Origin of the sequence: Nocardia sp. CA-119907 (assembly GCF_050955995.1) — a bacterium.
In the GTDB taxonomy this organism is placed as follows: domain Bacteria; phylum Actinomycetota; class Actinomycetes; order Mycobacteriales; family Mycobacteriaceae; genus Nocardia.
In genome coordinates, this window is the sequence record NZ_CP192091.1 from 2,417,985 (window position 1) to 2,432,096 (window position 14,112).

Genomic DNA, 14,112 nt, shown 5'->3' on the forward strand with positions numbered 1-14,112 from the left:
TGTGCTCGTCAGTCCGGGCCGGTGCTCGACGACGGCGGCGGGATCTTGATCACGCGATCGTCGAAGGGGCCGTGATTGTCGTCATTGTTGACCGTGGTCGCCCAGATGGTGCCGTCACCGCCGGCCGCCGCCCCGCCGAGCCTGCCGTATTTGTCCTGCACGATAAAGGTCGGCGCGGCCGTCACCGCATGGGTGTTCGCATCCGGATTCGCGATGGCCAGTGCCTTCGCCCCCGACATCGCGATGGCCACCACATCCGGACCCGCCGCACAGCCGGCGACACCGGGACGGTCCGGCCAGGTCCAGGCGGTGGTGACGGTTCCGTCCTTGGCCAGGCGCTGTAGCCGGTCCTCGGTCGCGGTGCGGTCGGTGATCCAGACGCTGTCCTTGCCGTCATCGCAGAGATCGCCCGCGGTGCCGAGACCGGAGACCACGACCTCGGCATTGGCCCCGGGTGACGGCGAGTTGATCCGCAGCACCTTGCCGGCCAGCGACGACGGCGCGCTGGCCAGACCGGGATTGCCCGCATTGCCGGTCAGCACCAGCAGCTCGGTCGGCGAGACGAATTCCAGCGCGCCGTGATTGCCGACGGACCCCTTCGGAATGCCGGTCAGGATGTCCTTCGGCGGGCCGTTCTCGGCGATGCGCACCACCCGGTTATCGGACGCGGTGGTGATGTAGGCGTAGATGAGTCCGTCTTCGCGGTAGGTCGGCGAGAGTGCGATATCGGTGATGCCGCCATCACCGGAGCCGTCCACGTCGACCTGGTTGACCAAGATCGGAGGCGACTGCGGATCGCTCGGATCCACCGGGACGGTCTTGTAGATGCGACCGGTGCGCCGCTCGGCGACCAGCGCATCATCACCGAACGCGATGATCCCGCCGGTGGAGTCCAGGCAGGTGGTGATCACATTCGGGTCCGGGTCGATGCACGGACCGGTCGGGCGAGCACGCTGCGAGGGGTTCTGCTGCGGCGATTTGGGTTCGGCGGGGTTGAAGGTCGGTTCGGGTGTGAAGGGGCTGGAGGCGGAATCGTCGAACCGAGCGCAGCCGACCAGCAGTACGGAGCCGAGCGCCAAGCTCAGGGCGATACGCCCCGCGACAACCAAACTCATGGTTCAGACGTTACGGAAACCGCGGCCGATGTGCCGCTCCGGGTCGGGAAACGGACACGCCGTCGCGTGCACACCGCACGCCGGTGCGCGCGGCGGCATAGGGTATCGACCGTGACCGAGAAGCCGAAAGACACATCCGCGCACGGCACCGAGGGCGCGCTGATGGATGAGCAGTCGGCGGTGTCATCCACCGGTCGTGGCGTGACCAGCCCCTACGATTCACCCACCGGCGTGATGCCCAGACTGAACCTGCCCTCCGATACTCCGCCGAGCGGCCGAGGTCCCGATCTGACCAAAGATGTGCCGCGCACGGAAGAGGAGCTCGGCCTCGATCCCGAGATCCCCTCGGTGGGCGAACAAACCAGGGCCAATGACACCGCCAACGCCGCCTACGCCTACGCCAGCATCCCACCCGCGTCGAACGGTCCCGGCGAGCCGAGCCGCCCACTGCGCCGCCGCAATGGCGATGTCCGCCGCGGCACGCTCGATCTCGGCCTGTTCGTGCTGCGCCTGGTGGTCGGCGGCACCTTCATCTACCACGGCCTGCAGAAGCTCACCGGCTGGTTCAACGGACCCGGTCTGGACGGCACTCGCGACATGATGGGCGGTGGCGGCTGGGACCACGCGACGCTGTCCACCATCCTGGTCATCGCCGGTGAACTCGGGGGTGGTGCACTGCTCGTCCTCGGCCTGGCCAGCCCGTTGGCCGCGGGTGCGGTACTGGCGGTGATCATCGACGCGTGGCTGTGGAAGCAGGGCATGGTCCCGGGCTTCCAGTACAAGTCTTCGATCAAGAGCGGCGTCGAACTGGAGTCCGTTCTCGCGGGCACCGCCGTCGTCCTGCTGCTGACCGGCCCGGGCCGCCTATCCTTCGACCGCAACCGCGGCTGGGCCACCCGCCCCGCCTTCGGTTCCTTCGCCGTCCTGATCCTCGCGATCGCCGCCGCCATCGGCACCTGGTACTGGTTGCACGGCGGCAACCCACTGACCGGCATCGGTCCGTTCGACTGACCCTGCCGCACAATGCAATCGGTGCCCCTCGTCGCGGACGAGGGGCACCGATTGCATTGTGCGGCACTCGGATACGGGGACCGGCGTCCCACCCCGATATGAGGTGAGACGCCGCTTATCCGTCAGACCTGGATCAGGGCACCTGGCGAACCGCGCCCTTGTCGGCCGAGGTGGCCAGGGCGGCGTAGGCGCGAAGGGCGGTGGTCACCGGGCGGATCCGGTCGACCGGCTGCCAAGGGCGTTCGGAGGCATCCATTTTCGCGCGCCGCTCGGCCAGGGTCGCCTCGTCCACCAGCACCTCGAGGGTGCGGGTCTTGACGTCGATGCGGATCTGATCCCCGTCCTCGATGAGGCCGACGGCGCCGCCCGCGGCGGCCTCGGGGGACATATGGCCGATCGACAGGCCGGAGGTGCCGCCGGAGAACCGGCCGTCGGTGATCAGCGCGCATTCCTTGCCGAGACCCGCGCCCTTCAGGAATGCGGTGGGGTGCAACATCTCCTGCATTCCGGGCCCACCCTTGGGCCCCTCGTAGCGGACCACGATCACATCGCCCGGCTTGATCTTCTTACCGAGGATCGCCGAGACCGCGGCCTCCTGGGATTCGACCACGACGGCCGGGCCTTGGAAGGAGAACAGCTCCTCATCGATGCCCGCGGTCTTGAGGATCGCGCCATCGGGAGCGATATTGCCGCGCAATACGACCAGACCACCCTCGACGGTGTAGGCGTGCGCCTTATCGCGGATGCAGCCGCCCTCGGCGTCGGTGTCCAGCGACGACCACCGGTTGTTCGTGGAGAACGGCTCGGTGGTGCGCACGCCGCCCGGCGCGGCGTGGAACAGCTCGATGGCTTCCTCGGAGGCCTTGCCGGAGCGAATATCCCAGGTGTCGAGCCATTCGTCGAAGCTGGTGGTGTGCACCGTGGTCACGTCGGTCTCCAGCAGACCGGCGCGGCGCAGCTCGCCGAGGATGGCCGGAATGCCACCGGCGCGGTGCACATCCTCCATGTGGTAGTCGGAATTGGGCGACACCTTGGACAGGCACGGCACTTTGCGAGAAATCTCGTCGATGGTCTGCAGATCGAAGTCGATCTCACCCTCCTGCGCGGCCGCCAGGGTGTGCAGCACGGTATTGGTGGAACCGCCCATCGCCACGTCCAGGGCCATCGCATTACGGAAGGCCTTGGCATTGGCCACATTCCGCGGCAGCACCGATGCGTCGTCCTCGCGGTACCAGCGATTGGCGATATCGACGATCACCGTGCCCGCCCGCTCGAACAGCGCGTGGCGGGCCGCGTGGGTGGCCAGCGTCGACCCGTTACCGGGCAGTGCGAGTCCGAGCGCCTCGGTGAGGCAGTTCATCGAATTGGCGGTGAACATGCCGGAGCAGGATCCACAGGTCGGACAGGCGCTGCGCTCGACCTCGGTGAGTCCGTCCTCGCTGACGTTCATATTGGCGCTGGCCGCGATCGCGGTGATCAGGTCGGTGGGTGCTTGCGCGACACCGCCGACGACCACGGCCTTACCGGCCTCCATCGGCCCACCGGAAACGAATACGGCCGGAATGTTCAGGCGCATAGCGGCATTGAGCATGCCCGGCGTGATCTTGTCGCAGTTGGAGATGCACACCAGCGCGTCGGCGGTGTGCGCATTGGCCATGTATTCGACCGAATCGGCGATGATCTCGCGCGAGGGCAGCGAGTAGAGCATGCCGCCGTGGCCCATCGCAATGCCGTCGTCGACCGCGATGGTGTGGAACTCCCGTGGCACACCGCCTGCGGCGCGCACCGCGTCGGCGACGATCTCACCGACATTCTTCAAATGCACGTGGCCCGGCACGAACTGGGTGTAGGAGTTCGCGATGGCGACGATCGGTTTGCCGAAGTCGGTGTCGGTCATACCGGTGGCGCGCCAGAGTGCGCGCGCGCCTGCGGCATTGCGGCCGATGGTGGTTGTGCGTGAACGAAGCGGTGGCATGTATGGATCCTCGGGAGGTCGCGGGGGCTGATGTGCGACTGCGCGGAGTTCGCTCTGCTGAGCAAATTCTCAACGACCGTCCACGTTACTCCCGCGCGTGGGCGGGCTTTTCGCGGCGGTCGACGGCGCTGATCGCCATCGGTCGGTGTTCGGGATGGTGTCGCCGCGAGGTGGTCGTCGGCGCGGACGGTGTCATCGGCCGTGTCCGTTCCGGCACCGTCGGTATCCACCGGTCCGGTGCGTGCGGGCGGGGATCGTCCGTCCGACGCGGTCACCGGACCGCGCATTCGTCAGCGAGCCTACCGGCGGCGGTCGCTGTTCCCGCCGTCGGTGAACCGCTACGAGTCGGAGTCGCGCGCCTCGGTCTCCGCGGTAGGTGTCTTGGTGTCGGCGGCCGGTGCTTCGGTTTCGGCGGCAGACGCCTCGGCCGTCTTCGCCTCGGCCGTCTTCGCCTCGGCCTCGCGCTCGGCCGCCCGTGCCGCGGCCTCGGCCGCGAACAGATCGGGAATCCGGCCGTTCGACGCCCGGATCAGATCGCGCAGCCGGTCATAGCTGACCGCGGGAAGCTTCACATCCGTGTCGTCGCTGAGATGGGCGCGCACGAACCCGCGCTTGGGAATGCTGACGCCCGCGACCTGTGCCCAGTCGAGATGTCGCGAACCGAAAACCGTGCGCAGATCCAACCCGCCTTCCGACACCGTGGTGCGCGTGCGCGCGATCCACACCGCCGCGGCGACCGGCAGCAGCAGCAGCCACCACAGTCCGATCGGCCAGCCGACGAAGGCGAAGAATACGCAGAACAGCAAGACGACCACACCGAGGTAGGCCATCTGCGTAATGCGGATGACCTGCATCGTCTGCTTCGGCTCGGTCGGTTCCGGCGAGCTACCCGTCTCCGATCCCGCCGCGGGCGTATGGGACGATTTAGCCGGTGGCACGGACTGATGCGGTGATGACACACCACCATCCTCGCATCATGGTGAACGGACTCGAGCACCCGCTCGGTCTCACATAATGAGACCTGTTTGACTGATCGGCTCGCGCACACATACCGTCATGCGCGTGAATCGAAACGAGTTGCTCGTAATCGGCCGGCGCGTCCAGCGTTGAGCCTGACTACCTGAGTCGAATACGTCAGCTCGCGTTGCGACGCGCCACCCTCGAACAGCCCTGCGCTGTCGGGGGCTTTTTTGTGTTCGGGACAAGAGTCCTGGCACGTGGCCGCTTCGCAAGGCACCACGTGCAAGCACAGTTGTCCGGGGTCTAGTACGAACAGTGAGGAACGAAGACGGTGAGTGCACCAACCGCACGGCCCGGGCCCTCGGCCCGCAGGCCAGCGCCTTCGGCGAATCAGCCGGCCGCGGCCGCTGGTAGTCCGACGACCGCGGCGAACCGCCGCCAGGTCCCGCCCGAGCGGGTCACCGGCGCGCAGTCCGTCGTCCGCTCCCTGGAGGAGCTCGGCGTCGACACGGTATTCGGCATTCCCGGCGGCGCGATCCTCCCGGTCTACGACCCGCTCTTCGATTCCACCAAGGTCCGCCACGTCCTCGTCCGGCACGAGCAGGGCGCGGGTCACGCGGCGACCGGTTATGCGCAGGCCACCGGCAAGGTCGGCGTCTGCATGGCCACCTCGGGTCCGGGCGCGACGAACCTGGTCACCCCGATCGCCGACGCGCAGATGGACTCGGTCCCGATCGTCGCCATCACCGGCCAGGTCGGACGCGGGCTGATCGGCACCGACGCGTTCCAAGAAGCCGATATCTCCGGCATCACCATGCCGATCACCAAGCACAACTTCCTCATCACCGAGGGCATCGATATCCCGCGCATCATCGCGGAGGCCTTCTATCTGGCCGCCTCCGGTCGCCCGGGTGCGGTGCTCGTCGATATCCCCAAGGACGTGCTGCAGGCGCAGACCACCTTCAGCTGGCCGCCGGAGATGCGGCTGCCCGGCTACCGTCCGGTGACCAAGCCGCACGGCAAGCAGGTGCGCGAGGCCGCCCGGATGATCTCGGAGGCCAAGCAGCCGGTGCTCTACGTCGGTGGCGGCGTGATCAAGGCCGACGCCTCAGCGCAGCTGCTGGAACTGGCCGAGCTGACCGGAATCCCGGTGGTCACCACCCTCATGGCGCGCGGTGCGTTCCCGGACAGCCACCAGCTGAACATGGGCATGCCCGGTATGCACGGCACCGTCGGCGCGGTTGCCGCGCTGCAGAAGTCCGATCTGCTGATCACCCTCGGCGCGCGCTTCGACGACCGCGTCACCGGTCAGCTGGATTCCTTCGCGCCCGACGCCAAGGTGATCCATGCCGATATCGACCCGGCCGAGATCGGCAAGAACCGGCACGCGGATGTCCCGATCGTCGGCGACTGCCGCGAGGTGATCGTCGAACTGATCGAGACACTCAAGGCCGACCCCTCCGGCGCGCCGAAGCTGGACCTCACCGACTGGTGGCAGTACCTCGACGGCATCCGCAAGGGCTACCCGCTCGGCTGGACGACGCCCAGCGACGGTTCGCTGTCGCCGGAGTTCGTCATCGAGGCGCTGGGCCGCCTGGCCGGACCCGATGCCATCTACTGTGCCGGCGTCGGCCAGCACCAGATGTGGGCCGCGCAGTTCATCAAGTACGAAAAGCCGCGCACCTGGCTCAATTCCGGTGGTCTCGGCACCATGGGCTACGCCGTTCCGGCGGCCATGGGCGCCAAGATGGGCGCACCCGATAAAGAGGTGTGGGCGGTCGACGGTGACGGCTGCTTCCAGATGACCAACCAGGAATTGGCCACCTGTGCCGTCGAGGGCGTGCCGATCAAGGTCGCGCTGATCAACAATGGCAACCTCGGCATGGTCCGCCAGTGGCAGACCCTGTTCTACGAGGAGCGCTACTCCAATACCGATCTCGGCACGCATACCCTGCGCATCCCCGATTTCGTCAAACTCGCCGAAGCCCTCGGCTGCCACGGCATCCGGGTCGAGCGCGAGGAAGACGTCGAGGCCGCCATCCGCGAGGCGCAGTCCATCAACGACCGTCCCGTGGTGATCGACTTCATCGTCGGCAAGGACGCCCAGGTGTGGCCGATGGTCGCCGCGGGCACCAGCAATGACGAGATCATGGCCGCGCGCGGCATCCGCCCGCTCTTCGATGAGGACGAGCAGGCCGCCGAGCCCGCCGTCATCCATGAGGCGATGTCGCACGAGAAGAACAAGGGGACCGATCAGTGAGTACCACTCACACCCTGAGCGTCCTGGTCGAGGACAAGCCGGGCGTGCTGGCCAGGGTCGCGGCGCTGTTCTCCCGCCGTGGCTTCAATATCGAATCGCTGGCGGTCGGCGGCACCGAGATCCCGGAGATCTCGCGGATGACCATCGTCGTCACCGTCGAGGACCTGCCGCTCGAGCAGGTCACCAAGCAGCTCAACAAGCTGGTCAATGTGATCAAGATCGTGGAGCAGGACGCCGACACCTCGGTCGCCCGCGAACTGATCCTGGTGAAGGTGCGTGCGGACGCCAGCGTGCGGACCCAGGTCATCGAGGCGGTTACGCTCTTCCGGGCGAAGGTGATCGACGTCTCGCCGGACGCGCTGACTGTCGAGGCGACCGGAACCAGGTCCAAGCTCGACGCGTTGCTGCGGATGCTCGAGCCGTACGGCATCCGAGAGATCGTGCAGTCCGGTGTGGTGGCTGTGGGCCGTGGTCCCAAGTCGATCACCGCTACGCGCTGACGCGCTTGAAACCAAACAACTTTCGACAAGAAGAACAAGAAGGGAACCTACAGTGGCAGTCGAGATGTTCTACGACGACGACGCCGACCTGTCGATCATCCAGGGCCGCAAGGTCGCTGTCATCGGCTACGGCAGCCAGGGGCACGCGCACTCGCTGAGCCTGCGCGACTCCGGCGTTGAGGTCCGCGTCGGCCTCGCTGAGGGTTCGAAGTCGCGGCCGAAGGCCGAAGAGGCCGGTCTGACCGTCGGCACTCCGGCCGAGGTTGCCGCGTGGGCCGACGTGATCATGGTGCTGGCCCCCGACACCGCCCAGGCGTCGATCTTCACCAACGACATCGAGCCCAACCTGAAGGACGGCGACGCACTGTTCTTCGGCCACGGCCTCAACATCCACTTCGGCCTGATCAAGCCCCCGGCCAATGTGACCATCGGCATGGTCGCGCCGAAGGGCCCCGGCCACCTGGTGCGTCGCCAGTTCGTCGACGGTAAGGGCGTTCCGGCCCTGATCGCCGTCGACCAGGACCCGAAGGGTGAGGGCCAGGCGCTGGCGCTGTCCTACGCCAAGGGCATCGGCGGCACCCGCGCCGGTGTCATCAAGACCACCTTCAAGGAAGAGACCGAGACCGACCTGTTCGGTGAGCAGGCAGTGCTCTGCGGTGGTACCGAAGAGCTGGTCAAGACCGGCTTCGAGGTCATGGTCGAGGCGGGCTACGCGCCGGAGATGGCCTACTTCGAGGTGCTGCACGAGCTCAAGCTCATCGTCGACCTGATGTACGAGGGCGGCATCGCCCGGATGAACTACTCGGTCTCCGACACCGCCGAATTCGGTGGCTACCTGTCGGGCCCGCGGGTCATCGACGCCGACACGAAGAAGCGCATGCAGGACATCCTGCGCGACATCCAGGACGGCAGCTTCGTCAAGCGGCTCGTCGCGAATGTCGAGGGCGGCAACAAGGAGCTCGAGGCGCTGCGCAAGGCGAATGCCGAGCACCCGATCGAGGTCACCGGCGCCAAGCTGCGCGGCCTGATGAGCTGGGTCGACCGGCCGATCACCGAAACCGCGTAATACCCCGCGAACACCACAGTGGCCCATCCCGATTCGTCGGGGTGGGCCACTGTTGTTTCGGCGGTCGGCTACGTCGCAGCCGCAATTGCCGCTACGCACATGGGTAATTTGCCACTACGCACATGGGTAATATCGGCCTCGGCCGAAGCTTGTAATCGAGGAGTCTCACGCGAACCGGACCCCGGTGTTTGCGGGGTTCGACGCCGTCACGGATCGGCGATTCTCGTCGGGATTCACGGAAAACCGCTACTGCTGGAGATACCCTCTCTATCCGATTCTAGATGCCATGGGTACCTCCCAAATTCGCAGGAAGGATCCGAAATCGTGCGCAGCCGGATATTTGGATTGACCGCAGCCTTGACGGGAACCCTCATCGTGGTCGGCGGCGGGAGTATCGCCGCACCTCATACATTGGCGCAACCGGCCGGGGTGCAACCGGTCGCGGAGGCCGGTGATTTCTACCTTCCACCGCCATCGCTCCCGGACGGGCGGGGCACTATCGTTCGCGCCGAACCGGCGGCGGTGGCATTGTCGGCGCCCGGACAGCCGGGAGTGTTCCCCGCGGCGGCGACGCGCATGATGTACGTCAGCAGCGATACCCACGATGCGCCGACGGCGGTGGTTGGCACGTATCTGCAGCCGAGCATGCCGTGGACCGGTCCGGGTGAGCGGCCGCTGATCGCGTACGCGGGCGGTACCAAGGGGCAGGGCGATCAATGCGCGCCCTCGAAGCTGATGTCGCAGATCGTCGATTTCCAGCCTCCATTGGACATAATCTTCGAATACGACCTGGTGGCGATCCGTTCGCTGCTCAACCGCGGGGTGGCGGTAGTGGTGACCGACTATCACGGCCTCGGCACGCCCGACGTGCACGACTATCTCAACCGGAAGTCGCAAGCGTATGCGGTGCTGGACTCCGCGCGCGCTGCCCTGCAGTTGCCCGGCACCGGTCTCAATCCCGGCACGCCGGTCATCCTCTACGGGTATTCGCAGGGCGGTATGGCCTCTGCCGGTGCGGCCGAACTGCAATCGAGCTATGCCCCCGATCTGAATGTGCGCGGCGCCTACGTCGGTGGGCCGGTGGTGGACGACGAGTACTTCATCGGATTCAACGATGGTCGTGCCGATTTCGCACCGTCATTCGCCTGGATACTCAATGGTATTGCCGCCGACTACCCGGAAACTCGACCGGTGCTCGACGCCGAACTCAACGACCTCGGCAAGGCGATCCTGCAGGAATCCCTGGGCAAATGTTCGGTCCCGGCCGGACTTGCCCAGGAGCATGGGCGCACGTCCGAGTGGACAACCAGCGGAGAACCGCTCACCGCCGTTATCGATCGGTCCCCGGTGTTGCAATCGGCATTCGCCGAGCAGCGTATCGGCTCCCGCCCCCCGGCCGTTCCGGTACTTGCCGCGTCGGCCATGAACGACCAGGGAGCGCCCTTTGTGCCGGTGCGCGACGTGGCCGCCGGTTGGTGTGGTAGCGGAGTGCCCGTTCAGTTGGAAGCGAACGCCGAAATTCCTCCCGCATCCGGACTCGTGGGCACCCACGTGATCGCCTTCTTCCCGGCGATGGTGGCCTCGCAGCAGTGGTTGACCGATCGGCTCGCGGGTATGCCCGCTCCGTCCAACTGCGCGGCGCTGCCGTAGCACTGTGATTTTCGTTGCGTAATGCCCGGTGGCGGGCCGAAACCCGCCGCCGGGCACACTGATCGAGTGCCGGATTCGATGTCCGTGCCGCAGCACCACCGGGCGCGGCGAGATTCACCCCGCGGCTGAGGAAAGCCGCCAGGTCAGAATGTGGATTTCGGAAGATCGCTGGCGGACGGCGAAGACACAGCTATTCTGGAGCGACAGTTTTACCGCAACGGATTTCGGCGACCACACTCTCTGTCGGTGTTGTTCTGTTGGATGCCCGAGGCGCCTATGTCGATCTTCGAGAATACGGAAAGACGCGACCCCAAACGGTATCTGTGGATACTGGGGTTGATCGCTCCGAGTTGTTCGGTACTTCCGTCACAACTGGTGGCCCGTACGGGCCTCGAAATGTTCTGGTGGATCGGTCCGATCATTGTGCTCGTAGTGATCCCGCTGCTGGACTGGGCTATCGGTAATGACGGGAGCAATCCGCGCGACGAGGACTACGAGGCCCTGTCCAACGATCGCTACTACCGGTGGTGCACTTACCTTTTCCTGCCGCTGCAGTTCGTCGGCCTGCTCATCGCGGGATTTCTCTGGTCCAGATCCGCACTGAGCATATCCGACAAGCTCGGTTTGGCCGTGACGCTCGGTTTCGTGTCGGGCATCGGAATCAACGCCGCCCACGAACTCGGCCATCGAGTCGAACGCCTCGAACGCTGGCTGGCGAAAATCGCACTGGCGCAATCGGGGTACGGGCACTTCTTCGTCGAGCACAACCGCGGTCATCACGTGCGGGTCGCGACGCCGGAAGATCCGGCCAGTGCCCGATTCGGTGAATCACTGTGGGAGTTCCTGCCGCGCACTATGCTCGGCGGCTTGCGCTCGGCGCTCGCCTTGGAGCGTGAGCGCCTGTCCCGCAAGGGAAAGCGCTGGTTCTGCCTGGACAATAATCTGTTGCAGGCCTGGTCGATGAGCGTCGCGCTGTTCGGCACGCTGATCGTCGCCTTCGGGCCAGTGGTGATCCCGTTCCTGCTGTTGCAGGCGCTGATCGGCGCGGTGCTGCTCGAAACGGTGAACTACGTCGAGCACTACGGGCTGCTTCGCCAGCGCGGTCGCAATGGCAACTATGTGCGCTGCTCCCCGCGTGACAGCTGGAACAGTGACCGTCTGGTCACGAACGTATTCCTGTTCCATCTACAGCGCCACAGCGACCACCACGCGAACCCCGGCCGCCGCTACCAGACCCTGCGCAGTTCCGAGCAGGCGCCGCAGCTACCCGCTGGCTACGCCAGCATGATCCTGCTGGCGATCATTCCTGCGGTCTGGCGGGCGGTCATGGACCATCGCGTCCTGGCCCACTACGGCGGCGATATCAACCTCGCCAACACCAAACCCCGAACCAAACGTCGCAACGAATCCCCTCGCTCCGCCAGATACGTCCACTGACTTTCGGATCGGCGGGGCTGGCTACTCGCCCGTAGCGGCGCGGTTGCCTATCGTCTTCGGGGACAACGCAGTCGGAACCATTGTCTGCCGAACAGATCGCGAGTCGTGAGCACCTCATCCACCACACTTGTCCCCGCTTCCGTACCGAGCCCGGCAGCTGCCGGGCGACGTGCCGAGGCCATCCACCGCTTTCTCGTCAAACCGGCCGATGCGGGCATCGCTGGCTCGGTCGACGGCGGAAAGCTACTCGAATGGATCGACAAGGTCGCCTATGCGGCGGCGGCCCAGTGGAGTGGTTGTTACTGCGTCACTGCCTATGTCGGAAACATTCATCTCGACCGGCCGATCGCGGTCGGTGAGTTGGTCGAATTGCATGCGAATCTCGTGCATACGGGACGCACCAGCATGCATATCCTCGTCAGCGTCTATTCGACCGATCCCACGCGCCGCAAGCCGGTGCAGACGGCGCAATGTCTGACGATTTTCGTCGCGATCGACGACAATCGGCGGACCGTGGAAGTGCCGCAGTGGAATCCGACCACGATTCTCGAGTTACAGCGGCATCGGCAGGCGCGAGCGCGTATTTCGGTGCGCAAGCGGATCGAAGAGGCGATGGCCGCCCAGCAGTACACCTCGGCGGGCACTGCGCCCACCGGCACGCTGCGATTTCTGGCGGCGCCGTCGGATATCAACTGGGGCGGCAAGGTGCACGGTGGCCGCACCATGCAGTGGATCGATGAGGCGGCCTATATCTGCGGCGCCGATTGGGTCGGACAGCATGTCATTACGTCCTACTTCGGCGGGATCCGGTTCTACCGACCGATTGTCATCGGTCATATCGTCGAGGTCAGCGCTCGGCTGATCTATACCGGTCCGCGCAGTATGCACGTCAGCGTGCACGTGACCGCCACGGATACCCACTCCGACGAACCGGCCCTCGCGGCGCATGGGCTCGCCGTCGTCGTCGCGGTCGACGGCAGTGGAAAGGCGCTGCCCGTCCGGCAGTGGGTCCCGGACTCCGAGGAGGACCGCGCGTTAGCGGCGCATGCGCGACACCTCATCGAGTTGCGGGCCGAGGTGGAGCCGTTCACCGTGGCCAGCGCCGTGCCCGCCGACGCCGAACCCAGTCACTTCCGCGCGCCTATGCCGTGAATCGCGGCGAGGATTCGGGCCCGCTCCGGTAGGAGACGGGCCACCGGTGTTCTCGGTTCGCGGTCAGTGCTCGGGGTGGGGCAGATTATTGGGGTTGTGCGGGCTGTTCGGGTTGGCCGGGTTGAGCGGGCTCATAGGGTTGGCCGGATTGTTCAGGCTGTGCTCCCACTGATATTGCGGGTTGGCCGGGTTATTGGGGTTGAGCGGGCTTCGGGGGTTGGCGGGATTGTTCAGGCTGTGCGCCCAGTCATCGTCCCGGTGGCGTCGGGCCAGCTCGTCCCGCCATGCCTGTTCGCACGCGTCTCGATTTTCGGAATTCTCGCAGGCCGGGCCGGATCCGGCGGAGCCCGTCGCTGGCGCGGCCGAGGCCGGAATCGCCAAGGCGGTCAGGGGAACTGCGGCAATGGTGGCGGCCACGGCCACCTGGGCCAGTAACCGGCGAGGCGTCATTGTCATGCTCTCAACTTTGGCGTGTTGTCGCCGAAAAAGCTCCTGCCGCAGGCGGATTCAGGGTTATTTCAGTCGGAAGTATGAGACCGGATGCGACTGGGGTGGGGGTGTTCCCGGAAGTATCAACCCCGGAGTCGGTTGGCGACAAGGGGTCTCGGTGTGGGGTCGGCTACTTCGGCACAGCACTCGGGACCGAACGCAGAACGGCCCGGCACCGATTCGGTGCCGGGCCGCTAGTGCTCGGGATCAGCTGCTGCCGAACGCGCCGCGCGGGAAGAGGTGGCGGGGGAATCGCCAGGGATCGTTCCAGCGACCGGGGAAGTCGCAATCATCCCATCGGCCGGGGTGGTGATCCCAGTCGTCGAAGGAGCCGGGGCGGTCGCAATCCCAATCGTTGTGCGGGTGCCGCGCCTCGGTCACGCCGGGTTCGGTCGCGGTCGGGTCCGCCGAGGCGGGAATCGCCAGGGCGGTCAACGGAACTGCGGCGAGTGCAGCGGCGATGGCCACTCTGGCCACCACGGCCCGGCCTGGAACGG

The 14,112-nt window shown here is 66.1% G+C and carries 12 protein-coding genes; 7 read left to right on the plus strand and 5 right to left on the minus strand.

Annotation, left to right across the window (positions count from 1 at the left end; genetic code table 11):
- Positions 1 to 8 precede the first annotated feature (8 nt).
- Complete coding sequence (locus ACQP2D_RS10830) at positions 9 to 1,115, minus strand: PQQ-dependent sugar dehydrogenase (protein WP_433683586.1); 1,107 nt, start codon at positions 1,113 to 1,115, stop codon at positions 9 to 11.
- Between the two features lie 111 nt (positions 1,116 to 1,226).
- Here ACQP2D_RS10830 and ACQP2D_RS10835 point away from each other — a divergent pair, with 111 nt between their 5' ends.
- Entirely contained in the window at positions 1,227 to 2,126 is a 900-nt protein-coding gene (locus ACQP2D_RS10835) for a DoxX family protein (protein WP_433683587.1), read from the plus strand.
- A 133-nt stretch (positions 2,127 to 2,259) separates the two neighbouring features.
- On the opposite strand, the gene ilvD is transcribed toward ACQP2D_RS10835, so the two are convergent.
- Together ilvD and ACQP2D_RS10845 are read right to left on the minus strand one after the other, a co-directional pair.
- A complete protein-coding gene (ilvD, locus tag ACQP2D_RS10840) occupies positions 2,260 to 4,101 on the minus strand; it encodes a dihydroxy-acid dehydratase (protein WP_433683588.1) in 1,842 nt (613 codons plus the stop codon).
- A gap of 338 nt (positions 4,102 to 4,439) precedes the next feature.
- A complete protein-coding gene (locus ACQP2D_RS10845) occupies positions 4,440 to 5,060 on the minus strand; it encodes a PH domain-containing protein (protein ID WP_433683589.1) in 621 nt (206 codons plus the stop codon).
- Between the two features lie 332 nt (positions 5,061 to 5,392).
- On the opposite strand from ACQP2D_RS10845, the gene ACQP2D_RS10850 reads away from it, so the two are divergent.
- From ACQP2D_RS10850 to ACQP2D_RS10875, 6 genes are all read left to right on the plus strand, one after another.
- Positions 5,393 to 7,321, plus strand: a complete 1,929-nt coding sequence (locus ACQP2D_RS10850) for an acetolactate synthase large subunit (RefSeq protein ID WP_433683590.1) — start codon at positions 5,393 to 5,395, stop codon at positions 7,319 to 7,321.
- A complete protein-coding gene (gene ilvN, locus ACQP2D_RS10855; RefSeq protein WP_040693551.1) occupies positions 7,318 to 7,821 on the plus strand; it encodes an acetolactate synthase small subunit in 504 nt (167 codons plus the stop codon). The genes ACQP2D_RS10850 and ilvN overlap by 4 nt, the downstream gene beginning before the upstream one ends.
- Positions 7,822 to 7,885: 64 nt before the next feature.
- A complete protein-coding gene (ilvC, locus tag ACQP2D_RS10860) occupies positions 7,886 to 8,887 on the plus strand; it encodes a ketol-acid reductoisomerase (RefSeq protein WP_433685605.1) in 1,002 nt (333 codons plus the stop codon).
- 345 nt (positions 8,888 to 9,232) lie between these two features.
- On the plus strand, positions 9,233 to 10,537 hold the full coding sequence (locus tag ACQP2D_RS10865; RefSeq protein WP_433683591.1) for a lipase family protein: 1,305 nt from the start codon (positions 9,233 to 9,235) through the stop codon (positions 10,535 to 10,537).
- A gap of 276 nt (positions 10,538 to 10,813) precedes the next feature.
- Positions 10,814 to 11,974: an alkane 1-monooxygenase gene (locus tag ACQP2D_RS10870; RefSeq protein ID WP_433683592.1), complete on the plus strand. Its 1,161-nt coding sequence runs from the start codon at positions 10,814 to 10,816 to the stop codon at positions 11,972 to 11,974.
- A gap of 105 nt (positions 11,975 to 12,079) precedes the next feature.
- Positions 12,080 to 13,126 (plus strand): acyl-CoA thioesterase, encoded by a 1,047-nt coding sequence (locus ACQP2D_RS10875; protein ID WP_433683593.1) that lies wholly within the window; start codon positions 12,080 to 12,082, stop codon positions 13,124 to 13,126.
- Between the two features lie 63 nt (positions 13,127 to 13,189).
- On the opposite strand, the gene ACQP2D_RS10880 is transcribed toward ACQP2D_RS10875, so the two are convergent.
- Positions 13,190 to 13,582 (minus strand): hypothetical protein, encoded by a 393-nt coding sequence (locus ACQP2D_RS10880; protein ID WP_433683594.1) that lies wholly within the window; start codon positions 13,580 to 13,582, stop codon positions 13,190 to 13,192.
- A 240-nt stretch (positions 13,583 to 13,822) separates the two neighbouring features.
- Positions 13,823 to 14,083, minus strand: a complete 261-nt coding sequence (locus tag ACQP2D_RS10885) for a hypothetical protein (protein ID WP_433683595.1) — start codon at positions 14,081 to 14,083, stop codon at positions 13,823 to 13,825.
- Positions 14,084 to 14,112 lie beyond the last annotated feature (29 nt).